We start from the raw sequence: 25,800 nt of genomic DNA on the forward strand, positions 1-25,800 counted from the left end.
AGTGAATCACACAGGAGCATGGGAAGAAGAGGGATGTCCGCACCGAACAAGTCCTACGACCCGGTCGAGGTAGAGGCGTTGAAGCCGGAAGAGATCGAGCGGCTGCGGGACGAGGCGCTGGCCGCGTTCGAGGCCGCCGCCGACCTCGCCGCGCTGCAGGAGGCCAAGGTTGCCCACACCGGCGACCGCTCCCCGCTGTCCCTGGCCAACCGCGAGATCGGCGCGCTGCCGCCGCAGGCCAAGAAGGAGGCGGGCCAGCGCGTCGGACAGGCGCGCGGGGCGGTCAACAAGGCCCTCGCCGAGCGCCGCGCCGTGCTGGAGGCCGAGCGCGACGCCCGGGTGCTCACCGAGGAGGCCGTGGACGTCACGCTTCCGTTCGACCGCGCCCCGCGCGGCGCCCGGCACCCGCTGACCACCCTCTCCGAGCGGCTCGGCGACATCTTCACCGCCATGGGCTACGCCGTCGCCGAGGGCCCCGAGGTCGAGGCCGAGTGGCTGAACTTCGACGCCCTCAACATGGGCCCGGACCACCCGGCGCGCTCCACCCAGGACACCTTCTTCCTGAAGGACGCCACTGGACACTCCACCGACGGCGTCGTGCTGCGCACGCACACCTCCGGTGTGCAGATCCGCTCCATGCTGGCCGCCTCCGAGCCGCCGATCTACGTGATCTGCCCGGGCAGGGTGTTCCGCTCCGACGAGCTGGACGCCACCCACACCCCGGTCTTCAGCCAGATCGAGCTGCTGGCCGTGGACGAGGGCCTGACCATGGCCGACCTCAAGGGCACCCTGGACCACATGGTGGTCTCGCTCTTCGGCGAGGGCATGAAGACCCGGCTGCGCCCCAACTACTTCCCCTTCACCGAGCCGTCCGCCGAGATGGACATGGTGTGCTTCAACTGCCGCGGCGAGTCCGTCGGCAACCCGGACCGCCCCTGCCGCACCTGCTCCTCCGAGGGCTGGATCGAGCTGGGCGGCTGCGGGATGGTCAATCCGCGGGTGCTGATCGCCTGCGGCATCGACCCCAACAGGTACAGCGGCTTCGCGTTCGGCTTCGGCATCGAGCGACTGCTGATGTTCCGCCACAACGTCGAAGACATGCGAGACATCGTGGAGGGTGACGTGCGCTTCACCCTTCCGTTCGGGATGGAGATCTGATGCGCGTCCCGCTTTCCTGGCTGCGGGAGTACGTCGACCTGCCCGCAGGCGAGTCCGGCCGCGACCTGGCCGACAAGCTGGTCCGGGCCGGCCTGGAGGTGGAGACCGTCGAGCAGCTCGGCGGCGACCTCAAGGGCCCGCTGGTGGTCGGCAAGGTCCTGGCCATCGAGGAGCTCACCGGTTTCAAGAAGCCGATCCGCTACTGCCAGGTCGACGTCGGCGACGCGAACGGGACGGGTGAGCCGCAGAACATCGTCTGCGGCGCCCGCAACTTCGCCGTCGGCGACAAGGTCGTCGTGGTGCTCCCCGGCGCGGTGCTGCCCGGCCCGTTCCCGATCTCGGCGCGGCAGACCTACGGCCACACCTCAGAGGGCATGATCTGCTCTGCCCGCGAGCTGGGCATGGGCGACGAGCACGACGGCATCATCGTGCTGCCGGCCGAGTTCACCCCCGGCACCGACGCCATCGAGCTGCTGGAGCTGGTGGACGAGGTGCTGGACATCGCCGTCACCGCCGACCGCGGCTACTGCCTGTCGGTGCGCGGAGTCGCCCGCGAGGCCGCCATCGCCTACGACCTGCCGCTGAGCGACCCGGCGCTGCTGGACGTCCCCCCGGCCAACTCCTACGGCCCGCTGGTCAAGGTCGAGGACCCGGCGGGCTGCGACCGCTTCGTTGCGCGCGGTGTGGTCGGCATCGAGCCGACCGCGCTGTCCCCGCTGTGGCTGCAGCGCCGGATCCAGAAGGCCGGGATGCGACCCATCTCGTTGGCCGTGGACATCACCAACTACGTGATGCTGGAGCTCGGCCAGCCGCTGCACGCCTACGACCGCAGCCGGATCGACGGCGCGATCACCGTGCGCCGCGCCCGCGCGGGCGAGAAGCTGCGCACCCTGGACGGCGTCGAGCGCACTCTCGACGTCGAGGACCTGCTGATCTGCGACAACTCCGGGCCGATCGGCCTGGCCGGGGTCATGGGCGGGGCCGGCACCGAGATCGCCACCGCGGTCGAGGACCCGGAGACCGGCCGGGTCAGCGGCACCACCGAGGTCGTGGTCGAGGCCGCGCACTTCGACCCGGTCGCCATCGCCCGCAGCGTGCGCCGGCACAAGCTGCCCTCCGAGGCCGCCAAGCGCTTCGAGCGCGGCGTGGACCCGGAGGCCGGCAAGGCCGCCGCGCAGCGCGCCGTGGACCTGCTGGTGCTGGTCGCCGGCGGCACCGCGGAGGCCGGTGTCACCGACATCGCCGCCCCGCACCCGGTGCACAGCATCACCATCGCCGCCGACCACCCCGACCGGGTGGCCGGGCAGGAGTACGGCCGCGAGACCGTGGTCCGCCGGCTGCAGGAGGTCGGCTGCACCGTGGTCGGCGGGGACGTGCTGGTGGTCACCCCGCCGAGCTGGCGGCCCGACCTCACCGACCCCAACGACCTCGCCGAGGAGGTCATCCGGCTGGAGGGCTACGCCGAGCTGCCCTCCACCCTGCCCACGCCGCCCGCGGGCAAGGGCCTGACCGAGGCCCAGCGGCTGCGCCGGCGCACCGGCCTGGCGCTGGCCGGGGCCGGCTACGTCGAGGTGCTGAACTACCCGTTCATCGGCGAGACCGTGCTGGACGCCTTCGGCCTGGACGCGGACGACCCGCGCCGGGAGACGGTGAAGCTCGCCAACCCGATCTCCGACGAGGAGCCGTCGCTGCGCACCACGCTGCTGCCGGGGCTGCTGGCGGCGCTGCGCCGCAATGTCGGCCGGGGCGCGACGGACGTGGCGCTGTTCGAGCAGGGGCTGGCCTTCCGGGTGGACGGCACCGACCCGGGGACGCTGTTCAAGGCGCCGCGGCTGCCGGTCGACCGCCGTCCCACCGACGAGGAGATCGCGCAGCTCGACGCGGCGCTGCCGCGCCAGCCGCGCCGGGTCGCCACCGTCCTCGCGGGCAACCGCGAGCCCGACGGCTGGTGGGGCAAGGGCCGCGCCGCGACCTGGGCCGACGCCGTCGAGTCGGCCCGTACCGTGGCCGCCGCAGCGGGCGTGGAGCTGACGGTCCGCCAGGACCAGCACGCGCCCTGGCACCCGGGCCGCTGCGCCGCGCTCTACGTCGGCGAGACCCTGGTCGGCCACGCCGGCGAGCTGCACCCGCGCACCGTCAAGGCGCTGCACCTGCCGGAGCGCACCTGCGCGATGGAGCTGGACGTGGAGCTGCTGACGGCGGACGGCTCCGGGCATGTCGAGGGTCCGCGGATCTCCGGCTTCCCGGTCGCCACCCAGGACGTCGCCCTGGTGGTGGACGCCGCGGTGCCGGCCGCCGAGGTCGAGTCCGCGCTGCGGGCCGGCGCCGGACCGCTGCTGGAGTCGCTGCGGCTGTTCGACGTCTACACCGGCGAGCAGATCGGTGCGGACAAGAAGTCGCTGGCCTATGCGCTGCGCTTCCGCGCGCCGGACCGCACGCTGACCGCGGACGAGGCGAGCGGGGCCCGCGAGGCCGCTATCGCCGAGGCCGTGGCCCGCACCGGGGCGAGCCTGCGCGGCTGACGGCACGGCGAGGCCAGAGCCGGACGACGGCGGTCCGTCCCCCACGCGGGGGCGGACCGCCGTCGGCGTGCGGGCCCCGGACCCCGGGCTCCGCGTACGGGTTCCGTCGGGTTCCGGCCATGTCGGGTTTGAGCCGCGGCGGGCGGCGACAGGATCAAGGGCAGGAAAGTTCCTGCTGCAGGAGGCCCCATGCCGTCCGGTCCCACCCCGATACGCCTGTCCGACGAGGTCCGAAAAGCCGTCGAACGGGGGCGCCCGGTGGTGGCGCTGGAGTCGACGATCATCTCGCACGGACTGCCGCGGCCCCGGAACCTGGAGGTCGCCCGGGAGCTGGAGGCGGCGGTGCGGTCGGGCGGCGCGGTGCCGGCCACCATCGCGGTGCTGGACGGGGTGGCCAGGGTCGGACTCGGCAAGGACGACCTGGAGCGGGTCGCCAACGACGAAGGGATGCGCAAGCTCGGGTTCCGCGACCTGGCCTCGGCGGTCGCGCTCGGCGCCAGCGGGGCGACCACCGTCTCCGCGACCGCGTTCCTGGCCCACGCCGCGGGCATCCCGGTGTTCGCCACCGGCGGCCTCGGCGGCGTCCACCGCGACTGGGTGACCCTGCAGGACGAGTCGGCCGACCTGGGGCTGCTGGCCCGGGTGCCGATCACGGTGGTCTGCGCGGGCGTCAAGTCCATCCTGGACGTTCCCGCGACCCTGCAGCGGCTGGAGACCCTGAACGTCGGCGTGGTCGGCTACCGGACCGCCGAGTTCCCCGGTTTCTACCTCAGCAGCTCCGGCCTGCCGGTGGACTGGACCGTGGACAGCCCCGAGCAGGTCGCGGCCCTGATGCAGGCCCGCTGGCAGCTCAACGCCGACCTCACCGCGCTGATCGTGGCCAACCCGGTGCCCGAGGACCGGCAACTGGACCCGGAGTTGCACGACCGGGTGCTGGCCAAGGCCCTGCGCGCGGCCGAGCGCAACGGCGTCACCGGCCAGGCGGTCACCCCGTACCTGCTCGGCTACCTGGTCAAGCACACCGACGGCGCCTCGCTGGAGGCCAACCTCGCCGCGGTGCGCGGCAATGTCGCACTGGCGGCGAAGATCGCCCGCAGCCATGCGGCGCTGAGTTGACGGGCCCTCAGCCTCCCCGGGGCCGGGCCCTGCTGGTGGTCGGCGACCTGGTCACCGATGTGGTCGCGCTGCACGCCGAGCCGCTGGCCCCGGACACCGACACCACCGCGCGGACGGCGATCCGCCCGGGCGGCTCGGCCGCCAACACGGCGGCCTGGGCAGCCAGGGCCGGGGCGCGGGTGCGGCTGCTGGCGCGGGTGGGGGCCGACTCGGCCGACTGGCACCGCGAGGCGCTGGTGCGCGGCGGCGTCGAGCCCTGCCTGCGCGTGGACCCGGAGCGGCCGACCGCGGTCGTCATCGACCTGGTCGACGGCGCGGGGGAGCGGACCTTTGTGACCGACCGCGGCGCCAGCGGCGCGCTCGGCCCCGCCGACTGGGAGGCCTCGCTGCTGGACGGAGTGGGCCGGCTGCACCTCTCCGGCTATCTGCTCTTCGGCGCCGATGGCCGGGCCCTCGCCGCGGTCGCGGTGGCTGCGGCCCGGGCCCGAGGGATCGGAGTCAGCGTGGATCCGGCGTCCAGCGGCTTTCTGAACGAGTTCGGCCCGGACCGCTTCCTGGCCCTGCTGGCCTCGCTCGGCGGTGTCGACCTGCTGCTGCCCAACTTCGACGAGGCCCGGGTGCTGACCGTCCCGTCCGCCGACCCGCCGGCCGCTGCCCGGGCGCTGAGCGCGCACTGCGGCTGCCTGGTGGCGCTGAAGCTAGGGGCGGCGGGCGCACTGCTGGCCGAACACGGTGAAGTCCTCGGCCCGGTCCAGGCTCCCGCGGCCGTCCCGCTCGACTCCACCGGCGCGGGCGACGCCTTCGCCGGCGGACTGCTCGCCGCCCTCCTGGACGGCGCCGAGCCGTCGGCGGCAGCGGCTGCGGGCTGCCGGCTGGGCGCTGCGGCGGTCGTCGCCGTGGGTGGTCGACCGGGATAGGCCGTCGATACTGCACCAGTGCTTGAGCACTCAAGCTTCTGCTACGGTGACACCGTGAACGATGCACTGGAGACGTCGCTGCGCCTGGTCCGGGCCCAGGCCGCGCTGGTCAAGCGGTTCGACGCGCGGCTGTCCGCGCTGCACGGCGTCAGCTTCGCCGACCTGGCGGTACTGCGCTGCCTGGGACAGGCGGAGGGCGGTCGGATGCGGCGGGTGGACCTGGCGCTGGCGCTGGGCCTGTCCGCCTCCGGCGTCACCCGCGGCCTGATCCCGTTGGAGCGGATCGGCCTGGTCGTCCGCGAGCCGGACCCGCGCGACGCCCGGGTGGCCTATGCGGCGCTGACCCCGACCGGGCGCGAGCGTCTGGAGGAGATGGAGCGGACCGCCGGCGAGGTCGCCGACGACGTCTTCGCCGACGAGGTGTGGGCGGGTGGCGGCCTGGCCGCGCTGGTGGACCTGCTGGACGCCCTCCCCGGGGTCGGCGACGACAGCGGCGGCCCCGACGCGGCGGCCCGGCGCGGCGCCCGCCGCGAGGCACGCGACGGCGCCCGCGGCGGACAGCCGGAATCGGCGGACAACCGGCATGGTTGACCTGCTGGGGAGGGCCGACTGGCAGGTCGTCGAACTGATGCTGGGCGGCGGCTGGGCGGCCCCGCCGCTCATGGGGGCCGAGTACGGACGAGAGGCGGAGCGGGTGCGGACGGGTACCGGACTGACCGAGGTGGCGGCGCTGCGCTACCTGGAGCCGCTGCGGGCCGGCGGCTCGCTCCCCGGCGTGGTCGAGACCGACGACCTGGGCACCTATGTGGTGAAGTTCTCCGGCGCCGCGCAGGGCCCCAAGGCCCTGGTCGCCGAGATCATCACCACCGAGCTGGCCCGCCGGCTCGGCCTTCGCGTCCCGGAGCTGGTGCTGGTCGACTTCGATCCGGCAGTGGCGGCGCACGAGCCCGACCCGGAGGTGCAGGACCTGCTGCGGGCCAGCGCCGGCCTCAACCTCGGCATGGACTTCCTGCCGGGGGCCCGCGACTTCGCCCCCGCGGTGCGCCGCGACGTCGACGTGTCGCCCGCCGAGGCCGGACGGATCGTCTGGTTCGACGCCCTGGTGGGCAATGTCGACCGCACCGTGCACAGCCCCAATCTGATGGTGTGGCACCAGCGGCTCTGGCTGATCGACCACGGTGCGGCGCTGATCTTCCACCACCGCTGGTCGGGTGCGCCGGACGCGGTCGCCCGGACGTACCCGATGTCCGAGCACGCCCTCGGCGGCTACGCCCCGGACGTCGCCGGAGCGGACCGGGCCCTGGCACCGCGGGTCACCGTCGAACTGCTGCGCGAGGTCACCGCGCTGGTCCCGGACCGGTGGCTGGAGCCCGAGCCGGGCCTGGACTCCCCGGGGCAGCAGCGCGAGGCCTATGTCAGCCATCTCGCCGCCCGCGCGGCCCGCTCCGCCGAGTGGCTGCCGGACGGCTTCGCCACCCCGGCCGAGCTGGCCGAGCGCGAGGCCCGGCGCACCGCGGCCACCCTGGCCGGACGTCCCGCCTGGCTGCAGCACGTGCGGGGTTGACCGGGCCGGTCACCCGCGGGGTACGGTCGCCCCCATGCGGATCTGTGTGCTGGGTGCCGGAGCGGTCGGCGGCTTCATCGGAGCGAGGCTCGCCCTCGCGGGCGTGGAGACCTCGGCGGTCGCCCGCGGCGCGACCCTGGCCTCACTGCGCGAGTACGGCTGGCGGCTGGAGTCCGCGGAGACGCCCGGCGGCGCGGTGGCCGCCGCGCCGGTCCGGGCCACCGGGGACGCCGCCGAACTGGGTGTCCAGGACGTGGTGGTGCTCGCCGTCAAGGCGCACGCGGTGCCGTCCACCCTGGACAGCCTCGCCCACCTGGTCGGCCCGGAGACGGCCGTGGTCACCGCCCTCAACGGCGTCCCCTGGTGGTTCTTCGACGGATTCGGCGGCCCCTGCGAGGGCCGGCACCTGGACACCGTCGACCCGGGCGGCCTGATCTCCGCCGCGGTACCGGTCGACCGGGTCCTGGGCTGCGTGGTGCACGTCAGCTGCAGCACCCCCGAACCGGGCCTGGTGCACCACCACAAGGGCGCCGGGCTCATCCTCGGCGAGCCCGGCGGCGGCGGGTCCGAACGGGTGCGGGAGCTCGCCGCGGTGCTGCGCGGCGCCGGGCTGGACGCCACCGTCTCCGACGGCATCCAGCGGGACGTCTGGTTCAAGCTCTGGGGCAATATGACCATGAACCCGATCTCCGCCCTGACCGGCGCGACCGGCGACCTCATCCTCGACGACGAGCTGGTGATGGGCTTCGCCCATGCCGCGATGCGGGAGGCCGCCGAGATCGGCGGCCGGATCGGCTGCCCGATCGACCAGCGCCCCGAGGAACGCAGCGAGGTCACCCGCAAGCTCGGTGTCGCCCGCACCTCCATGCTCCAGGACGCCGAGGCCGGACGCAGGCTCGAACTCGACGCCCTGGTCGGATCGGTGCGCGAGATCGGCGGGCTGCTGGGGGTGCCCACCCCCAGCATCGACGCCCTCCTCGGCCTCACCCGCCTCAGCGCCCGCGTGCACGGCCTGCTCTGACGGGCTGTCCTGGCCGGCAGGACAGGGATAAGGACCGCGTTAGCACGGCGATATCCCGGGTACGCGCTGGACAGACACCAACCGGAGGTGCGACATGCTGCTGCTCGGACTACTGATCGTAGGCGCGACCATCGCCTTCACCACGGTGGTGATCGCCGACAACCTCGACGGGGGGCCGCACTACTCGGCCACCCTCTTCGGTCACCATCTCGCCACCGTCAACACCCTCGGCGCGTTCCTCGCCGGGATGGCGCTGGCCCTGGTCTTCTGCCTGGCCATGCTGATGGTCTCGGCCGGCGCCCGCCGTGAGCGCCGGCGCAACGCGGAGCTGCGGACCGCCCGCCGCGAGCGCAGGGCCGCCGCGCGGGCCGCGGACGCGGACACCGCCGCTCCCGTCGGCACCGCCACCGGCGAGGAGGACACCGTGACCAGGCCGGTGCTCACCAAGGGCCGCCCCCGCGGTGTGCACCTCTTCGGCCACTGAGCCCCTGCCCCTGAGCCCCCGGGCTCAGGGGCCCGATGCCCGCCCTGCGGTGCGCATGTGACCGCAGGGACGGGGTAGGCCGGGGGTATGACCGAAGCACTGGTGGAGGACGACCCCGGCCGGATCCACCCGGACGACATGGCCGCGATCCTCGCCGCCCTCGACGACATCGACGTCTCCGCGAAGCCGGTACGGACCGTCACCCCCGACAGCCCGGACGACTGGACCCTGTGCCTGCACTGGCTGCAGCAGGGGCCGGTGTCCTCCGACACCGAGGCCGCGCTCCCGGGAGTGCTCTCCCGGGTCCGCGACCACTTCACCCTCCACGGGCGCACGCCGCCGTCCCGCATCGACCTGCACGGCCCGGACGGCGGAGAGCTGTTGACCATCGAGGCCGGGTAGGCGCGACCGACTCACCCGGAGTCAGTGCGGAATGGCGTTGATCACCTCATGCGCCCCCTGCCGCAACAGCGTTGCCGCAACCGACGTGCCGAGCGCCAGCGCATTGCGGTCCCACTCGTGCGCGTCCAGGGTGGTCTTCCCGTCCGGGCTGAAGACCCGGGCCCGCAGCGACAGCCGGCCGTCGTGCTCGGTGGTCGCGAAGGCGGCGATGGGGGAGTTGCAGTGGCCCTGGAGCACATGCAGCAGCATCCGCTCGGCGGTGGTCTGCCGGAAGGTCTCCGCGTCGTTGAGCGCGGTGACGGCCTCCACCACTGCCTCGTCCTCGCTGCGGCACTGCAGGGCCAGGGTGCCCGAGCCCACCGCCGGCATCATCTGCTCGACGCTGAGGATCTCGGTGATCCGGTCCTGCGCCCCGATCCGCTCCAGCCCGGAGACGGCCAGCATCAGCGCGTCCACGTCGCCGGCGTCCAGCTTCGCCAGCCGGCTGTTGGCGTTGCCGCGGATCGGCACCGGCTCCAGCTCCGGCCAGCGCTGCGCGAGCTGGGCCACCCGGCGGACGGACGAGGTGCCGATCCGGGTGCCGGCCGGGAGCCGGTCCAGGGTCAGCCCGCCGGGGTGGACCACGGCGTCCCGCAGGTCGTCACGCCTGAGGTAGGCGGCGAACACCGTCCCGGCCGGGACCGGTCGGTCCCCGGGCACGTCCTTGACGCAGTGCACGGCCAGGTCGACGGTCCCGGCCAGCAGCGCCTCGTCCAGCTCACGGGTGAAGGCGCCCTTGCCGCCGAGCTCCACCAGCGCGCCCGACCAGCGGTCGCCCGACGTCGTGAAGGGCACGACCTCGGTGACGATCCCGGGGTGCGCGGCGGCCAGTTCGGCCCGTACCCGCTCCACCTGGGCCAGCGACATCGGGGAGGAACGCGCGCCGATACGGATCAGTTGAGGGTCTGACATGGCCTCAGCGTAGGGCGTCCCCGCCCTGGACCCGACATCAGGGAGGTGGGCGGCCTGCCGTCCGCCCCGAGGGAGTAGCCTGACTCGGTTGCGGTCCGGGAGGAGCGGCGCAGTGGGCGAGGCGTAGGCACGCAGGGGGTCCCGGTGACGAGCGCGAGATCTGCACCGTGGAGGGCTGACGCCCTGGGTCACATGTCGGGGCCGGTCGGTTCGTAGGTCTCGTTGAGGGCGGCCTCGTCGATGGGGTAGTACTCACCGCGGACGCCGCGGACCACATGGTGCCCGGTGTAGACGCCGATCCAGGTGGAGTGGAGTTCGTCGAAGACCTCGGCGGTGATCTTCGCGTCCCGGTTCGGGCGGGTCGGGTCGACGACCCGGAACGCGCCGCCGCAGAACTCCCGCATCTCCTCCTGGTTGACGCCGGTCCAGAGGAGCGTGCGGACGGTAACCGGACGCTTCCGGCGCATGGTCACGGACGGCATGTCAGTTCCTTTCCACAGCAGTCTCCTTGTCGCCTGCCCCCGCAGCGGCGACCATGCGGGCGGATTGCTGCCCTGGAGCCGTATGTTGTCAGGCCGCGGGCCGCCACGACAGCGTAAGACACGTTCCACGCGCGGAGACACGGCAGATTTCTCGGTGCTCACACCGCCGAGGCGTCGGGCTGCTCCAGCCATTCGGTGCGGACGATGTGCCGGGTCAGCACGACCAGGCGGTAGTCGGCGAGCTGTTCCTCCCGGTGCTGCTCCAGCCGGATCTCCAGAGCGTCACGTTCGGTGCCGTACTCGACCATCTCCCCGGGCTGCCCGTCGATGACGGCGCGCACGGCGTACTCGACCGTACCGCCGGACAACTGGGTCCGCAGCCGGTCGATCTCGGCGAGCAGGACGGCGACGTCCGCCGACTCCCAGCGGTCGGTCTCCCCGGCGGCGTGCCTGGAGCGGATGGCTTCGACGGCGGAGGACGGCCGGGTCATCGTGCGGGCTCCTTCTGGCGGCGGCGTCTACTTCTACCAGACCGGCGGGCCCGGCAGTGCCGGGGCGCCTGTGAAATCCGGGCGACGGCAGCCTCCGGACCCGCCTACGGTGGGTCAGCCCCAGTAGCCCAGCGGTTCGTTGCCCCGGAGACCCCGATGCAGAAGATCCCCACCGTGTTCGTGCGTGACTTCTCCGCCCGCCCGGCATACGTCACCGAGCAGCCCGACCCGCGCTGCCGATGGGTCCTGGACGGCGAGGGGACGCCCACGCGCAAGTACGACGGGGCCTGCACCGCGCTGGACGCGGACGGCCGCTGGTGGGCCCGCCGCGAGGTCAAGGCGGGCGGGACCCCGCCGCCGGACTACCTGCCGCTGCACACCGACGAGGAGACCGGGAAGACGGTCGGCTGGGAGCCGATCGAGCAGTCCGGTTTCGCCAGGTGGCACGCGGAGGCCGTCGCCCACTCCGACCTCGCCCCCGGTTCCGAGGGCACCTTCGAGCTGATCGGCCCCAAGGTCAACGGCAACCCGGAGCGCAGCGAGGTCCACCGCCTGGTCGCGCACGACACGGCGGAGCGCCTCGACGTGCCGGACCGCAGCTTCGCGGGCATCCGGGAGACCGTGCTCGCGCTGGCCGCGGCGGACGGCTGCGAGGGAATCGTCTTCCACCACTCGGACGGCCGGAAGGCCAAGATCAAGGCCCGCGACTTCGGCCCGGCCGACCCGTTCTGAGCCCCGCCCGCCGTGCGCGGGCCCGGGTGCCGGGCGAGGGTGGACGCATGAGCGAGACAACGGTGTTCATCGGCATGCTCGACGCGAGCCAGAGCAGTCGGCAGGTCAGCGCCTCGACCCCGGGCGGAATCCCGGCCGTCCGGGCCTGCGCCAGCCGCCGCGAGGCCGAGGAGTTCCTCGGCCAACTCGGCCTCGCAGTCGACCTGGACGACGAGGACCGGGTCAGTTGGGACGGCGACCGGGGTGTGTGGCCGGTCGGCCCGTAGGCCGTCCGCGCTAAGCGCGTGGTGGAACCTGCCCACCGTGGTTCAGTCGCAGCCCCCGGGGGCGCGGGGCTCTGCTTGATCAACAGCGCGCGCGACAAGCCCCTTACGGTCCGCACCCGACGATCCACCCGCGCCCCCGCCCGCGCCCCGACCCGAGGTGCGCCCCGCTGCGCCCCGGGTGAGGCTGGGCCCATGAGCGAGCACCCGGAGTCCGACAAGCCCGTCTACATCGGCGCCTACGTCCCCCAGGACCGCGACCGCTACGTCCACGTCGTGCGCCCGGACGGTGACACCGTCCGGGCGCTGTGCGCGAGCCAGGACGACCTCGCGCGCTTCGTCGCGCGCGAGCGCCCCGGCACCGACCTGGACGATCCCGCACAGGTGTACTGGGTGGATCACCCGGGGGAGTGGTCCGGGCTCTGACCCGGTCGAGCCGACGTGCGGCCCGCGCCGCTTGGGGCGAGGCTGGCGGTATGGGCAGAAACGCCACCTACCCGGTCGAGATCGGCCCCCTCGTGGCCGGCGACCGGCACCGCCACGTCCGAATCGAGCGCCCCGGCTCCCCGGCCGTCTGGGAGGCCTGCGCCAGTGGGGCCGACCTGGTCGCCGCGCTGACCATGTTCCGTCCCGACCTGGACCTGACCGACCAGTCGCAGGTGCACTGGGTCGGCAGCCCGGGGGAGTGGCCGCGCGGCTGAGCACGGAGCGTCCCGGGCCCGTCCGGTTCGACATGCGACCCGGGCCGGACCGAGTCAGGGTGTAGCCATGGCGATACTCAGCGTTCACCCCGTCGAGATAAGCCCGCTGGTCCCGTGGGACCGCCACCGCCACGTGCGTATGCAGCGCATCGGCGGCGGCGATCCGCTCTGGGAGGCCTGCTCCACCCAGAACGACCTGAGGGCCGCGTTGAAGCTGTTCCGGCCCGACGTGGACCTCAACGACCCGACCCAGGTGCACTGGGCCGGCGGCCACCCCGGCGAATGGCCGGAGGACTGACCATGACCGACGACCTGGAGGAACTGGACCCGTACCAGGACGAGGACGAGGGGGAGCACCGCGACCCCGGGACCACCGCCGTCTACGTGTTCGCCTACAGTCCCGGCGAGCGCAATCGGCAGGTCCGCATCGTGGGCGCCGACGGCGTCGCCGTCACCCGGCCCTGTGACAGCCAGCAGCGGTTCGAGGCACTGGTCGAGATGCACCGCCCCGGCATCGACCTGACCGACCCCGAACGCGTCTGCTGGGTGGACCACCCGGGCGAGTGGTCCGGCGTCTGACCCGTACGGCGCCGACCCGTACGGCGCCGACCCGTACGGCGCCGGGGCCCGCCGTCAGTACTGGTAGAAGCCCCGGCCGGACTTGCGGCCGAGGAGCCCCGCGTCCACCATCCGCTGCAGCAGCGGCGGCGCGGCGTACAGGGGCTCCTTGTACTCGTGGTACATCGACTCGGCGATGGAGACGATGGTGTCCAGTCCGATGAGGTCGCACAGCCGCAGCGGCCCCATCGGGTGGGCGCAGCCGGCCTCCATGCCCTTGTCGATGTCCTCGGCCGTGGCCACGCCCGACTCGAACATCCGGACCGCGGAGAGCAGGTAGGGCACCAGCAGCGCGTTGACCACGAAGCCGGCCCGGTCGCGGGCCCGGATCGGGTCCTTGGCCAGCACCTCGCGGGTGAAGGCCTCGGCGCGGGTCACCGTCTCGGCCGAGGTGGTGAGCGTCGGGATGATCTCGACCAGCTTCTGCACCGGGGCCGGGTTGAAGAAGTGTATTCCGAGCACCTGCTCCGGCCGGGAGGTCGCCGAGGCCAGCTTCACGATCGGGATGGAGGAGGTGTTGGACGCCAGGATGGCGTCGCGCCGCTCCACCACCTGGTCCAGGGTCTGGAAGATCGCGCTCTTGACGTCCTCGCGCTCGGCGACGGCCTCGATGACCAGGTCGCGGTCGGCGAAGTCGGCGAGCTCGGTGGTGAAGGAGATCCGGGCCAGCGCCGCCTCCCGCTCCTCCTCGGTGAGCTTCCCGCGCTTGACCGCGGTGTCGAACGAGCCGGTGAGCCGGGTGCGGCCGAGCTCCAGGGCCTCGCCACCGGCCTCGGAGACCCTGACGTCGAGTCCGGCCCGGGCGAACACCTCGGCGATCCCCGACCCCATCAGCCCGCAGCCGACGACCCCTACCCGCGCGATGTCGCTCACTTCAAGTCCATTCGTCCGTGCCCGTTGAGTGGTCGACCGGCAGATCAACCGAGCCGACGTTACTCCGTCACGGCCCGCGTGTCCGAGGCCGCCGGTGCGGCCCGCTGATCAACAATGGCAGTCCGCCACGAGAGGAGTACACGGTGCCCGTGCGGACGCTCGAAGGACAGGTCGCCCTGATCACCGGTGCGGGCCGGGGTATCGGGCGCGAGATCGCACTCGGCCTGGCCGAGGAAGGCATGCACCTGGGCGTGATCGGACGCCATCGGGAGACGCTGGCCGACACCCTGCGGGCCTGTGTGAAGCAGGGTGTGAAATGTGTCGCAGTGGCGGCCGACGTCACCCATCCCGGCGCGGTCCGCGAGGCGGTGCGCACCGTGGAGCGCGACCTGGGGCCGGTCGACCTGCTGGTCAACAACGCCGGGCAGGTCGACCGCGCCGAGGTGCCGCTCTGGGAGGCGGACCCGCTGCAGTGGTGGTCGGTCGTGGAGACCAATCTGCGCGGACCCTTCAATCTGATGCGCGTCGTGCTGCCGGGCATGGTGGAGCGTCAGCGCGGCCGGGTCGTCAATCTGAACTCGGGGTTCGCGCTGCGCCCGGAGTGGCGCTACTCGGCGTACGCCACCTCCAAGGCGGCGCTGCTGCGGCTGAGCGACAACGTCGCCGGGCCGCTGCGTCCGCACGGGGTGACCGTGCTGGACATCAGCCCAGGGGCGGTGGCCACCGAGATGACCGCGGGTATGCCGATGTTCGCCGACATGCTGCACTGGGGAAGCATCCCGCTGCTGGTGTCGACCGTCGCGGACGCGGCCCGGGGCCGGCTGGACCTGCTGCACGGGCGCTTTCTGCACCTGGGTCGCGACAGTGTTCCCGAGCTGCTGGAGCAGGCCGGCCGGATCAGCGAGAACGACGCCCGGACGTTGCGGCTGCGCCCTTACAGTGAGGAGGACCCGCTCGCCCGGACGCACGGCTGACCGACGCACGGCCGGCTGTGGGCGGCTCGTCGGCGGCAGCCGGCCGGACGCTCAGCCGATTGCATGAATGTGCCTTCCTTCGTATAGTTATCCCAACGCGGAGGAGGAGACATGGCAGTCACGCCCACGAGCGCGCCCACCACATTCCGGGCAGCGGTGGCAGGTGCGAGCGGTTACGCCGGGGGCGAGGTCCTGCGCATCCTGCTGAACCACCCGCGGATCGAGATCGGCGCCCTCACCGGCGGCTCCAACGCCGGCACCCGTCTCGGCGAGCTCCAGCCGCATCTGCTGCCGCTGGCCGACCGGGTCCTTGAACCCACCGACGCGCAGACCCTGGCCGGGCACGACGTGGTCTTCCTCGGCCTGCCGCACGGTCAGTCCGCCGCCGTGGCAGCCCAGTTGGGCGAGGATGTCCTCGTCGTCGACTGCGGTGCCGACTTCCGGCTGCACGACCCGGCCGAGTGGGAGAAGTTCTACGGCTCCCCGCACGCCGGCACCTGGCCGTACGGGCTGCCCGAACTGCCCGGAGCCCGGGACGCGCTCAAGGGCAGCAGGCGCATCGCCGTCCCCGGCTGCTACCCCACCGCCGTCACCCTCGCCCTGATCCCTGCCTACGCCGCCGGGCTCGCCGAGCCCGAGGCGGTGGTGGTCGCCGCCTCCGGCACCTCCGGCGCGGGCAAGGCCGCCAAGACCCATCTGCTGGGCAGCGAGGTGATGGGCAGCATGAGCCCGTACGGGGTCGGCGGCGTGCACCGGCACACACCGGAGATGACGCAGAACCTGTCGGCCGTCGCCGGTGAGCGGGTGGCCGTCTCCTTCACCCCCACCCTGGCGCCGATGTCCCGCGGCATCCTCGCCACCTGCAGCGTCAAGGCCCGACCCGGTACCATCCGGCACAGCCTGCGCGAGGCCTACAGCTCCGCCTACGCGGCCGAGCCCTTCGTCCACCTGCTGCCCGAGGGGCAGTGGCCGGCCACCTCCGCCGTGCTCGGCTCCAACCACGCGCTGGTCCAGGTCGCCCTGGACGAGAGCGTGGGGCGGATCACCGTGGTCAGCGCCATCGACAACCTCGCCAAGGGGACGGCCGGCGGCGCCGTCCAGAGCATGAACATCGCCCTCGGGCTGCCCGAGGAGCTCGGCCTTCCCCAGACTGGAGTCGCACCGTGACCAGCTCCACCACCCCCGGCAACGAAACCATCGGCGCCGGCGCCACCGGCGTCGGCGTCACCGCGGCGAAGGGCTTCCGGGCGGCCGGTGTCACCGCGGGCATCAAGGCCTCCGGCACCCCCGACCTGGCCCTGGTCGTCAACGACGGGCCCGCCCTCGCCGCCGCAGGTGTCTTCACCTCCAACCGGGTCAAGGCCGCCCCGGTGCACTGGTCCGAGCAGGTGGTCAAGGGCGGCACAGTCTCCGCCGTCATCCTCAACTCCGGCGGCGCCAACGCCTGCACCGGACCGCTCGGCTTCCAGGACACCCACGCCACCGCGGAGCGCACCGCCGAGGTGCTCGGCCTCAACGCGGCCGAGGTCGCCGTCGCGTCCACCGGGCTGATCGGGGTCCGGCTGCCGATGGACAAGCTGCTCCCCGGAGTCGACGCCGCAGCGGCGGCCCTGGCGGCGGACGGCGGCGAGGCCGCGGCCGTCGCCATCAAGACCACCGACACCGTGCACAAGACCGCGGTGGTGACCCACCCCGACGGCTGGACCGTCGGCGGGATGGCCAAGGGTGCCGGCATGCTCGCCCCGGGCCTGGCCACCATGCTGGTCGTGCTCACCACCGACGCCGTGGTGGACGCCCAGCGGCTGGACACCGCGCTGCGCGCGGCCACCCGTACCACCTTCGACCGGGTGGACTCCGACGGCTGCATGTCCACCAACGACACCGTGCTGCTACTGGCCTCCGGCGCAAGCGGACTGACGCCCGATCAGTCCGCGTTCGCCGAGGCGGTCCGCGCCGTCTGCGCCGACCTGGCGCTGCAGCTGGTCGGCGACGCCGAGGGCGCCGGCAAGGACATCCGGATCGACGTCGTCAACGCCGCCACCGAGGCCGAGGCCGTCGACGTGGCGCGCACCATCGCCCGCAACAACCTGCTCAAGTGCGCCATCCACGGCGAGGACCCCAACTGGGGCCGGGTGCTGTCCGCGATCGGCACCACCAGCGCCGCCTTCGACCCGGACGCCCTCGACGTCGCCATCAACGGCGTCTGGGTCTGCAAGTCGGGCGGCGTCGGCGAGGACCGCGAGCTGGTCACGATGACGGACCGTCAGGTCGTGATCACCGCGGACCTGCACGCGGGCGACGCCGAGGCCACCGTGTGGACCAACGACCTCACCGCCGACTACGTCCACGAGAACAGCGCCTACTCCAGCTGAAGGGGCCCGACGGCCGTGCAGATCGCACCCAAGGGCGAACAGGCCCGCAACAACACCGCGCTGCCCAAGGCGCTCACGCTGATCGAGGCGCTGCCCTGGCTGGAGCGCTTCCACGGCAAGACCGTGGTCATCAAGTTCGGCGGCAACGCCATGGTCGACGAGTCGCTCAAGGCGGCCTTCGCCCAGGACGTCGTCTTCCTGCGCTACGCCGGGCTGCGCCCGGTCATCGTGCACGGCGGCGGTCCGCAGATCAGCGCCCAGCTCCAGAAGTTGGGCATCGACTCGCACTTCACCGCGGGCCTGCGGGTGACCACCCCGGAGACCATGGACGTGGTCCGGATGGTGCTGGCCGGCCAGGTCCAGCGCGAACTGGTCGGACTGCTCAACGACCACGGCCCGTTCGCCGTCGGCATGACCGGCGAGGACGCCCACACCATGACCGCGGTCAAGCGATACGCCGAGGTGGACGGCGACCAGGTCGACATCGGCCTGGTCGGCGACATCGCCCATGTCGATCCCGGCGCGGTCAACGCGCTGCTGGACAACGGCCGGATCCCGGTGATCTCCTCCATCGCCCGCGGCTCCGGCGGCCATGTCTACAACATCAACGCCGACACCGCCGCCGCCGCGATGGCGGTCGCCCTGGACGCCGAGATGCTGGTCGTGCTCACCGACGTCGAGGGCCTCTACGCCGACTGGCCGGCCAGCGACGACGTGATCAGCCAGCTCAGCGCGAGCGAGCTGGAGAAGCTGCTGCCGACCCTGGCCAGCGGGATGCTGCCGAAGATGGAGGGCTGCCTGCGCGCCGTCCGCGAGGGCGTCGGCACCGCACGTGTGCTGGACGGCAGGGTGCAGCACAGCCTGCTGCTGGAGATCTTCACCGACGAGGGCATCGGCACCATGGTCGTGCCCGATGCCGACACCGAAACCATCATCACCGGGGGGCTCGCATGACCGGGACCGGCAACCAGGACCTCACCCAGCGGTGGCAGCACACGCTGATGAACAACTTCGGCACCCCGCGCATCCCGCTGGTCCGCGGCGAGGGGGTCCACCTCTGGGACGCGGACGGCAAGCGCTACACCGACTTCCTCGGCGGCATCGCCGTCAACGCCCTCGGCACCGCCCACCCGGCGATCGTCGCGGCGGTCAGCGCGCAGATCGGCACCCTGGGGCACATCTCCAACTTCTTCCTGGCCGAGCCCACGGTCCGGCTCGCCGAGCGGCTGGTCTCCCTCTCCGGGCGTGGGGACACCACCGGCCGGGTCTACTTCTCCAACTCCGGCGCCGAGGCCAACGAGGCCGCCTTCAAGATCGGCCGGCTCACCGGGCGCACCCATATGGTCTCCGCCCACGGCGGTTTCCACGGTCGGACCATGGGCGCGCTGTCGCTCACCGCCCAGCCCGCCAAGCAGGACCCGTTCCGGCCGCTGCCGGGCGACGTCAGCCACGTCCCCTTCGGTGACGCCGAGGCGCTGCGCGCCGCCGTCACCACCGACACCGCCCTGGTGGTGCTGGAGCCCATCCAGGGCGAGAACGGCGTGGTCGTCCCGCCCGCCGACTACCTGCTCGCGGCCCGGGAGATCACCCGCGCCACCGGCACCCTGCTGGTCCTGGACGAGATCCAGACCGGCATCGGCCGCACCGGACTGTGGTTCGCCCACCAGGCCTTCGAGGGCGTGGACCCGGACATCGTCACCCTGGCCAAGGGCCTCGGCGGCGGGCTGCCGATCGGCGCCACCCTGGCCTTCGGCGAGGCGGCCGAGCTGCTGCACCCCGGCCACCACGGCTCCACCTTCTCCGGCAACCCGGTGGTCTGCGCCGCGGCCAACGCGGTCCTGGACACCGTCGAGGCCGAGGGCCTGCTGGACCAGGTCGCCAAGGTGGGGGAGCGGCTGCGGAACGGCATCGAGGCCATCGGCGACCCGCTGGTGGACCAGGTCCGGGGCTCCGGGCTGCTGCTCGGCATCGTGCTCACCCAGCCGGTCGCCGCGCAGGTCCAGGCCGCCGCCCAGCGGGCCGGCTTCCTGGTCAACGCCGCCGTCCCGGACGTCGTCCGGCTGGCCCCGCCGCTGATCCTCACCGAGCGCGACGCGGACACCTTGCTCGCCGTGCTCCCCGGCATCCTGCGTTCCGTACGAGAGGCTGACTGAACCCCATGGCCGACGACGCCCAGCCCGATCCGGTCACCACGGGACCGGTGTCCCAGCTGCCGCAGACGCGGACCGCACGGCACCGGCGCATCGTGGACCTGCTGACCCGTCAGCCCGTCCGCTCGCAGAGCCAGTTGGCGAAACTGCTCGCGGACGACGGCCTCGCGGTCACCCAGGCCACCCTCTCCCGGGACCTGGACGAGCTGGGCGCGGTCAAGATCCGCAACCAGTACGGCAATCTGGTGTACGCCGTCCCGGCGGAGGGCGGCGACCGCACCCCCCAGGCGGCCGGCGGCGAGTTCGGCAACGAGGGCCGGCTGGCCCGCCTCTCCTCCGAGCTCATGGTCTCCGCGACCGCCTCCGGCAACCTGGTGGTCCTGCGCACCCCGCCCGGCGCCGCCCAGTTCCTGGCCTCCGCCATCGACCAGTCCGGCATCCACGAGATCATCGGTACCATCGCCGGCGACGACACCGTCCTCCTCATCTCCCGCGACCCCGCCGGCGGCAACGCCCTGGCCGCCCGCATGCTGGAACTGGCCCAGTCCTGACCGGGCGCGGCCACGCCCGCTTTCGGTCCGACCGATGAGTTCCGCCCTGCCGAGTCGTCTCCATGCTGGGAACGTCCCGCCTCCGCGCCGGTGGGGGCCGGCGGCGGGATGACCAGTGACAAGGAGCGGTGCAGACCATGGACCAGGAGAAGATGAGCGCCACCCTGACGGTGGCCGTGCCCGCCGCGAAGGTGTTCGCGGCGCTGGCGGATCCGACGACGCATGCTGCGATCGACGGCACCGGGTGGGTCTCGGGAGCGGTCGACAGGGCGCCGCTGACCGAGGCCGGGCAGGTCTTTCGGATGAGCATGTACCACGCCGGGCATCCGAACCGTGACTACCAGACCGTCAACAAGGTCCAGGTGCTCGACCCGCCGCGCGCCATCGGCTGGCTGACGGGGCGGGAGAAGGACGACGGGGAGATGGAGTTCGGCGGCTGGCTCTGGCGCTACGACCTGGCGCCGCAAGGCCCGTCCGAAACCGAGGTCACACTCAGCTACGACTGGTCCGCGGTGCCCCAGTACATCCGTGACCGAGGCATCAGCTTCCCGCCGTTCGGCCCCGAGCACCTGATCAACTCGCTGCACCACCTGGCCGGGCTCGTCTCCGGAACGTGAAGTAGTCACGCGCCTGACTGTCCAACGCGCGTTCGAGGAGGGGCTTGACCTTGCGCACCCGGCAGAGCTGACGCCGATCGTCGACGCCGCGCGGCTGCGCATAGCGTTGGTGGCATGAGCTACGAGGGCGACGAGGAGCGTGAGATCCAGCGGCTGTGGAGCGAGCTGGAGCTCCCGAGCGGTGCTTGGGCGGAGTTGCTGGACTCCCAGATCGTGGTGCAGGCGAATCCCACCCACCTTCACGATGTCCCGGGTCGGGTGTTCGTCCGTACGGTTCCCGAGCCTTTCGAGGCGTTCTCGGAGCGTGGTATCGCCATCGGTCCCACGGACAGGCCGCGCCCCGATGTGGCCATCGCGCTGGCGGAGGACATTCCCGAGTATGTGCGCGACTGGCCCGCCTCCGTGGTGCGAGCAGTGGTGGAGACGGTCAGTGCGGGGCGGGGCGCGGCCAAGCGCGACTATGAGGACAAGCGCGCCGCCTACCAGCGTGCCGGTATTCCGATCTATGTGATCGTCGACCCCCGGACGGGACCTGGGTGGTGCTGGTGCTGGTCGCCGGGGTCTACGAGGAGCATGCGAAGGGCGCGTTCGGCCAGCCGATTCCCTTGCCCGAGCCGCTGGGGCTCCCGATTCCCACGGTCGCGTTCCACCGCTACCCGGAATGATCCGGAGTCTTCTACCTGTTCATCCCCGTACCCAGGTCTGGTGCACGGCGGCCAGCGCCTCGGCGTCCGCGGCCGGCCAGACCTGTCCGGAGCCCACGGCGTCGAAGGCGTACTCGGGGAAGCGGGTCCGGATCTCCGGGAATCCCGCTGCGGGCACGGCGATCTCCAGATCGCCGTGCGGTCGTGACTGTGTGCCGCGGAACAGGTCCAGTGCCCACCCTGCCGCGACGCACCAGGGCACGCCGACTCCGTCCAGGCGCTCCGCGATCCGCTCCGGCCGCCAGGCGTCCGCCCACCGTGCCTCCAGTTCGTCCGCGTCGTGCACTACGCCGCCGGACGGCAGGGATTCGGTCATGGTCACAACCTACTGTGACCGCGGGTCGAGGGCTGGGGCCAACGGTCTTGGTGTGCAGGAGTCTTGACAGTGGGTCGGCCGTGCCCGACGCTCCGTATTGCGCGGTGACGGGTGCCTGACAGGCGGTTCATGGTGCGCTGACGGGATCCGGGGGCGGTCCGGGGCCCGCCCGTGTTCGGCCGACGGCCGACAGTCGAAGGGACCGGAGATGGCTGCTGCTCCCCCCGCCCCGCCCGCCTCGCGACCCACCCTCGCCGAGGTCGCGCGAAGGGCGGGTGTCTCCACAGCGACGGCGTCCCGGGTGCTGAACCGGTCCGCGCCGGTCAGCGAGGACGCGCTGGCGCGGGTCGAGTCGGCCGTGCAGGAGCTGGGCTATGTGCGCCAGCGGGCGCAGAGCGTGGGGGCGCGGGAGACCGGGGCGGTCGCCGTCGTGGTCTTCGAGGACATGATCCACTACCGGTCGGACGTCTTCTACTCGCGGCTGCTGGTCGGCGTCGAGCGCGCGCTCCAGCCCGGCGAGCAGGAGCTGGTGGTGCTGACCGCATCCCGCCGGACCCGGCGGCCCTCGCTGCTCCGCTACCTCTGCGGCGGCCATGTGGACGGGGTGCTGCTGGTCGGGCCGCGCGGCGACGACTCGCTGCCGCAGCTGATCCGGGCCGCGGGCGTGCCGGTGGTCTCGCTGGGACGGCCGCTGGCGCCGGGGGACCTGCCCTATGTGGACGCGGACAACCTCGGCGGCGCGGCCGGCGCGGTCGGCCATCTCCTCAACTCCGGGCGGAGCACCGTCGCCACCATCGCCGGGCCGCCGGACATGTCGGTCGGCGCGGACCGCCTGCGCGGCTACTTCCGCGCGGTGCGCGAGGCCGACGGGCCGGGGCGCGAGACGGTGGCGTACGGGGACTTCACCGTCGCCTCAGGGGAGCACGCGATGGTCCGGCTGCTGGAGCTGCGCCCCGGGCTGGACGCCGTCTTCGCCGCCTCCGACCTGATGGCGGCCGGGGCGCTCCGGGTGCTGCAGCGGATGCGGATCCGGGTACCGGAGGACGTCGCCCTGGTGGGGTTCGACGACGACGCGGTCGCCTGCCGGGTCCGTCCGCTGCTGACCACGGTGCGGCAGCCGGTGGAGGAGATGGGCGCACGGGCGGTGGCACAACTGCTGGGGCTGGGGCAGGCCGAGGACCAGGTCGTGATGGACACCGCGCTGGTGCTGCGCCAGTCGGCCTGAGGCCGCGCGGCTTGAGCTCTCGGCCCGGGCGGCCGGGGATCCGGCTGTGTAGCTTTCACGGGTGACGGGTGTTCAGAACCGCCTGAGCCGCTGGTGTTCGGCGAAGCGCTTGCATGTCCCATAGGTCGGATTGACGAACCGTCAGTCGACTGCGTTCATGGGCGGGCCCACCCCCGCGCACCTCCCGAGGAGCCGCCCGATGCGCCACCCACGCACCAAGGCCAGATCCCTGCTCTCCGTGCTGACCGCTGCCGCCGCCGTGGCCGTGGTCGGCCTGCTGCCGGGAGCGCTCCCGGCCCAGCGCCAGGCCGGTTCTCCGGACACCGTCACCGCGGCCGCCACCAGCCAGTCCTACAACTGGAAAAATGTGCAGATCGGCGGGGGCGGCTTCGTCCCCGGCATCGTCTTCAACGAGGGCCGCTCCGGGCTGGTCTACGCGCGCACCGACGTCGGCGGCGCCTACCGGCAGGACCCGGCGACCGGCAAGTGGATCCCGCTGCTGGACTCGATCGGCTGGAGCGACTGGAACCTCAGCGGCGTGGCCAGCCTGGCCACCGACGCGGTCGACCCGAACCGGGTCTACCTGGCCGCCGGCAGCTACACCAACAGCTGGGACCCGAACGACGGCGCCATCCTGCGCTCCGACGACCAGGGCGCCACCTGGCAGCGCACCGTGCTGCCGTTCAAGGTCGGCGGCAACATGCCGGGCCGGGGGATGGGCGAGCGGCTGACCATCGACCCCAACAACGACAAGGTCCTGTACTTCGGCGCCGAGAGCGGCAACGGCCTGTGGCGCAGCACCGACTACGGCGTGACCTGGGCCAAGGTCACGTCCTTCCCCGACACCGGCCCGTACGCGCCCGACCCGACCGACACCACCGGCTACCAGAACGACCCCGAGGGCGTGCTCTGGGAGGTCCTGGACAAGGGCAGCGGCACCGCCAACGGGGTGACCAAGACGGTCTACGTGGGCGTCGCGGACAAGGCGCACAGCATCTACCGCTCCGAAGACGGCGGCTCCACCTGGACGGCGGTCACCGGGCAGCCGACCGGCATGATCCCGCACAAGGCGGTGCTCGACGCCTCCGGCGGGAACCTGTTCATCACCTACAGCGACACCGGCGGCCCCTACGACGGAGCGCACGGCGACGTCTGGAAGTACGCGACCTCCACCGGGACCTGGACCAATGTCAGCCCGGTGCCGTCCACCGACACCAGCAACGACTACTTCGGCTACAGCGGTCTGACCGTGGACCGGGAGCACCCGGGGACGTTGATGGTGACCGCCTACAGCTCGTGGTGGCCGGACACCCAGATCTGGCGCAGCACCGACAGCGGGGCGACCTGGAAGCCGTTCTGGTCCTACACCAGCTACCCGACCAGGGCCGACCAGTACACCATCGACCTGACCTCGGTGCCCTGGCTGACCATGAACGCCAACCCCTCGCCGCCCGAGGAGACGCCCAAACTCGGCTGGATGACCGAGTCGTTGGAGATCGACCCGTTCAACTCCGACCGGATGATGTACGGGACGGGTGCCACCCTGTTCGGCAGCAGCGACCTGACCGACTTCGACGCGGGCAAGAAGATCACCATCGCGCCCGTGGTCCAGGGCCTGGAGGAGACCGCGGTCAACGGGCTGATCAGCCCGCCGACCGGGGCCCCGCTGCTCAGCGCGCTGGGCGACCTCAGCGGCTTCCGGCACACCGACGTGACCGCCGTCCCGGCCAAGGCCTTCTCCTCGCCGCAGTTCAGCACCTCCACCGGGATCGACTACGCGGAGAGCACACCGAGCGTGATCGTACGGGTCGGTGACACCGCGTCAGGTTCGACGGAGAAGCACATCGGCTACTCCACCGACGACGGCGCCGACTGGTTCGCGGCCTCCACCGAGCCCGGCGGGGTGACCGGCGGCGGCACCGTGGCGCTCGCGGCCGACGGCAGCGCGACGGTGTGGAGCCCGGCCGGTACCGGGGTGTACCACTCGACCGGCTACGGCAACGCGTGGAGCGCTTCGACAGGGATCCCCGCCGGCGCGACCGTCGCCTCGGACCGCTCCGACCCCAAGACCTTCTACGGCTACTCCGGCGGGACCTTCTACGTCAGCACCGACGCCGGGGCGACCTTCAGCGCCACGGCGGCCACCGGGCTGCCGAGCGCGGGCAACGTCCGCTTCAAGGCCGTGCCCGGGGTCAAGGGCGACATCTGGTTCGCCGGCGGCCAGAGCGGCGGCACCTACGGGCTGTGGCACTCGACCAGCGGCGGCGCGGGCTTCACCCGGGTCGGCGCCGTGGACCAGGCCGACGACATCGGCTTCGGCAAGGCGGCCCCGGGCAGCAGCTACCCGGCGCTGTACAGCAGTGCGCAGGTCGGCGGGGTGCGCGGGATCTTCCGCTCGGACGACGCGGGAGCCACCTGGGTGCGGATCAACGACGACCAGCACCAGTGGGGCTGGACCGGCGCGGCGATCACCGGCGACATGCGGACCTACGGCCGGGTGTACGTGAGCAGCAACGGGCGCGGGATCCTGTACGGCGACATCGCCGGCGGGACCTCCACGTCCACGCCGACGCCCACCCCCACGCCGACTCCCACC

At 72.7% G+C, this 25,800-nt stretch carries 29 protein-coding genes and 2 pseudogenes; 26 read left to right on the top strand and 5 right to left on the bottom strand.

The window, feature by feature from the left end; genetic code table 11:
* Positions 1–33: 33 nt before the first annotated feature.
* The 9 genes from pheS to TR46_RS11475 all read left to right on the top strand — a co-directional run bounded on the left by pheS (position 34) and on the right by TR46_RS11475 (position 9,184).
* Entirely contained in the window at positions 34–1,158 is a 1,125-nt protein-coding gene (gene pheS, locus TR46_RS11435) for a phenylalanine--tRNA ligase subunit alpha (RefSeq protein WP_042397917.1), read from the top strand.
* The gene (pheT, locus tag TR46_RS11440) at positions 1,158–3,680 is read left to right on the top strand and encodes a phenylalanine--tRNA ligase subunit beta (RefSeq protein ID WP_042397922.1); all 2,523 of its coding nucleotides are present in this window, start codon (positions 1,158–1,160) and stop codon (positions 3,678–3,680) included. Before pheS ends, pheT begins: the two co-directional genes overlap by 1 nt.
* A gap of 189 nt (positions 3,681–3,869) precedes the next feature.
* Positions 3,870–4,796 (top strand): pseudouridine-5'-phosphate glycosidase, encoded by a 927-nt coding sequence (locus TR46_RS11445; protein ID WP_042397925.1) that lies wholly within the window; start codon positions 3,870–3,872, stop codon positions 4,794–4,796.
* Entirely contained in the window at positions 4,793–5,713 is a 921-nt protein-coding gene (locus tag TR46_RS11450) for a carbohydrate kinase family protein (protein ID WP_042397928.1), read from the top strand. The genes TR46_RS11445 and TR46_RS11450 overlap by 4 nt, the downstream gene beginning before the upstream one ends.
* A 54-nt stretch (positions 5,714–5,767) precedes the next feature.
* A complete protein-coding gene (locus tag TR46_RS11455) occupies positions 5,768–6,304 on the top strand; it encodes a MarR family winged helix-turn-helix transcriptional regulator (protein WP_084718310.1) in 537 nt (178 codons plus the stop codon).
* A 70-nt stretch (positions 6,305–6,374) separates the two neighbouring features.
* Positions 6,375–7,277, top strand: coding sequence for a HipA family kinase (locus TR46_RS11460; RefSeq protein WP_042398116.1), 903 nt, complete (start codon positions 6,375–6,377; stop codon positions 7,275–7,277).
* A 34-nt stretch (positions 7,278–7,311) separates the two neighbouring features.
* Positions 7,312–8,298: a 2-dehydropantoate 2-reductase gene (locus tag TR46_RS11465; RefSeq protein ID WP_042397931.1), complete on the top strand. Its 987-nt coding sequence runs from the start codon at positions 7,312–7,314 to the stop codon at positions 8,296–8,298.
* A 94-nt stretch (positions 8,299–8,392) separates the two neighbouring features.
* Positions 8,393–8,782 (top strand): hypothetical protein, encoded by a 390-nt coding sequence (locus TR46_RS43405; protein ID WP_042397934.1) that lies wholly within the window; start codon positions 8,393–8,395, stop codon positions 8,780–8,782.
* Between the two features lie 87 nt (positions 8,783–8,869).
* Positions 8,870–9,184, top strand: coding sequence for a hypothetical protein (locus TR46_RS11475; protein WP_042397936.1), 315 nt, complete (start codon positions 8,870–8,872; stop codon positions 9,182–9,184).
* A 21-nt stretch (positions 9,185–9,205) separates the two neighbouring features.
* On the opposite strand, the gene hemC is transcribed toward TR46_RS11475, so the two are convergent.
* The 3 genes from hemC to TR46_RS11490 form a co-directional block, all read right to left on the bottom strand.
* The gene (hemC, locus tag TR46_RS11480) at positions 9,206–10,135 is read right to left on the bottom strand and encodes a hydroxymethylbilane synthase (protein ID WP_042397939.1); all 930 of its coding nucleotides are present in this window, start codon (positions 10,133–10,135) and stop codon (positions 9,206–9,208) included.
* 188 nt (positions 10,136–10,323) lie between these two features.
* Positions 10,324–10,617, bottom strand: coding sequence for a hypothetical protein (locus tag TR46_RS11485; RefSeq protein WP_042397942.1), 294 nt, complete (start codon positions 10,615–10,617; stop codon positions 10,324–10,326).
* 158 nt (positions 10,618–10,775) lie between these two features.
* Complete coding sequence (locus TR46_RS11490) at positions 10,776–11,108, bottom strand: hypothetical protein (protein WP_042397945.1); 333 nt, start codon at positions 11,106–11,108, stop codon at positions 10,776–10,778.
* Between the two features lie 156 nt (positions 11,109–11,264).
* On the opposite strand from TR46_RS11490, the gene TR46_RS11495 reads away from it, so the two are divergent.
* From TR46_RS11495 to TR46_RS11520, 6 genes are all read left to right on the top strand, one after another.
* Complete coding sequence (locus TR46_RS11495) at positions 11,265–11,840, top strand: RNA ligase 1 family protein (protein ID WP_042397949.1); 576 nt, start codon at positions 11,265–11,267, stop codon at positions 11,838–11,840.
* Positions 11,841–11,887: 47 nt separating this feature from the next.
* Entirely contained in the window at positions 11,888–12,106 is a 219-nt protein-coding gene (locus TR46_RS11500) for a hypothetical protein (protein ID WP_152626418.1), read from the top strand.
* A gap of 192 nt (positions 12,107–12,298) precedes the next feature.
* A complete protein-coding gene (locus TR46_RS11505; RefSeq protein WP_042397957.1) occupies positions 12,299–12,529 on the top strand; it encodes a hypothetical protein in 231 nt (76 codons plus the stop codon).
* A 50-nt stretch (positions 12,530–12,579) separates the two neighbouring features.
* Positions 12,580–12,804, top strand: a complete 225-nt coding sequence (locus TR46_RS11510) for a hypothetical protein (RefSeq protein ID WP_042397960.1) — start codon at positions 12,580–12,582, stop codon at positions 12,802–12,804.
* A 67-nt stretch (positions 12,805–12,871) separates the two neighbouring features.
* Positions 12,872–13,102: a hypothetical protein gene (locus TR46_RS11515; protein ID WP_030265321.1), complete on the top strand. Its 231-nt coding sequence runs from the start codon at positions 12,872–12,874 to the stop codon at positions 13,100–13,102.
* A 2-nt stretch (positions 13,103–13,104) separates the two neighbouring features.
* A complete protein-coding gene (locus TR46_RS11520) occupies positions 13,105–13,383 on the top strand; it encodes a hypothetical protein (protein WP_042397963.1) in 279 nt (92 codons plus the stop codon).
* Positions 13,384–13,437: 54 nt separating this feature from the next.
* Here TR46_RS11520 and TR46_RS11525 read toward each other — a convergent pair whose 3' ends face one another.
* Entirely contained in the window at positions 13,438–14,295 is an 858-nt protein-coding gene (locus TR46_RS11525) for a 3-hydroxybutyryl-CoA dehydrogenase (RefSeq protein ID WP_042397966.1), read from the bottom strand.
* A gap of 143 nt (positions 14,296–14,438) precedes the next feature.
* Here TR46_RS11525 and TR46_RS11530 point away from each other — a divergent pair, with 143 nt between their 5' ends.
* From TR46_RS11530 to TR46_RS45015, 9 genes and pseudogenes are all read left to right on the top strand, one after another.
* Positions 14,439–15,269 (top strand): SDR family NAD(P)-dependent oxidoreductase, encoded by an 831-nt coding sequence (locus tag TR46_RS11530; RefSeq protein ID WP_052432715.1) that lies wholly within the window; start codon positions 14,439–14,441, stop codon positions 15,267–15,269.
* A gap of 111 nt (positions 15,270–15,380) precedes the next feature.
* Positions 15,381–16,436, top strand: coding sequence for an N-acetyl-gamma-glutamyl-phosphate reductase (argC, locus tag TR46_RS11535; RefSeq protein WP_042397971.1), 1,056 nt, complete (start codon positions 15,381–15,383; stop codon positions 16,434–16,436).
* A 29-nt stretch (positions 16,437–16,465) separates the two neighbouring features.
* Complete coding sequence (argJ, locus tag TR46_RS11540) at positions 16,466–17,641, top strand: bifunctional glutamate N-acetyltransferase/amino-acid acetyltransferase ArgJ (RefSeq protein WP_042398119.1); 1,176 nt, start codon at positions 16,466–16,468, stop codon at positions 17,639–17,641.
* Between the two features lie 15 nt (positions 17,642–17,656).
* Positions 17,657–18,595 (top strand): acetylglutamate kinase, encoded by a 939-nt coding sequence (gene argB, locus TR46_RS11545; RefSeq protein WP_042397973.1) that lies wholly within the window; start codon positions 17,657–17,659, stop codon positions 18,593–18,595.
* Positions 18,592–19,794 (top strand): acetylornithine transaminase, encoded by a 1,203-nt coding sequence (locus TR46_RS11550; RefSeq protein ID WP_042397976.1) that lies wholly within the window; start codon positions 18,592–18,594, stop codon positions 19,792–19,794. The genes argB and TR46_RS11550 overlap by 4 nt, the downstream gene beginning before the upstream one ends.
* A gap of 5 nt (positions 19,795–19,799) precedes the next feature.
* Entirely contained in the window at positions 19,800–20,342 is a 543-nt protein-coding gene (locus TR46_RS11555) for an arginine repressor (protein WP_042397979.1), read from the top strand.
* A 137-nt stretch (positions 20,343–20,479) separates the two neighbouring features.
* Positions 20,480–20,959 (top strand): SRPBCC family protein, encoded by a 480-nt coding sequence (locus TR46_RS11560; RefSeq protein WP_174505113.1) that lies wholly within the window; start codon positions 20,480–20,482, stop codon positions 20,957–20,959.
* Between the two features lie 114 nt (positions 20,960–21,073).
* Positions 21,074–21,430, top strand: a pseudogene (locus TR46_RS45305) (hypothetical protein); the annotation flags it as partial.
* Positions 21,431–21,495: 65 nt separating this feature from the next.
* Positions 21,496–21,624 (top strand): hypothetical protein, encoded by a 129-nt coding sequence (locus TR46_RS45015; RefSeq protein WP_269084252.1) that lies wholly within the window; start codon positions 21,496–21,498, stop codon positions 21,622–21,624.
* Positions 21,625–21,649: 25 nt separating this feature from the next.
* On the opposite strand, the pseudogene TR46_RS40940 reads toward TR46_RS45015, so the two are convergent.
* Positions 21,650–21,979 (bottom strand): annotated as a pseudogene (locus tag TR46_RS40940) (nucleotidyltransferase domain-containing protein); the annotation flags it as partial.
* Between the two features lie 208 nt (positions 21,980–22,187).
* On the opposite strand from TR46_RS40940, the gene TR46_RS11570 reads away from it, so the two are divergent.
* Both TR46_RS11570 and TR46_RS11575 read left to right on the top strand, forming a co-directional pair.
* On the top strand, positions 22,188–23,204 hold the full coding sequence (locus tag TR46_RS11570; RefSeq protein WP_042397985.1) for a LacI family DNA-binding transcriptional regulator: 1,017 nt from the start codon (positions 22,188–22,190) through the stop codon (positions 23,202–23,204).
* Between the two features lie 199 nt (positions 23,205–23,403).
* The coding region (locus TR46_RS11575) for a sialidase family protein (protein WP_042397988.1) at positions 23,404–25,800 on the top strand (2,397 nt) is incomplete at its 3' end.

Origin of the sequence: Streptacidiphilus carbonis (assembly GCF_000787775.1) — a bacterium.
GTDB lineage: Bacteria > Actinomycetota > Actinomycetes > Streptomycetales > Streptomycetaceae > Streptacidiphilus > Streptacidiphilus carbonis.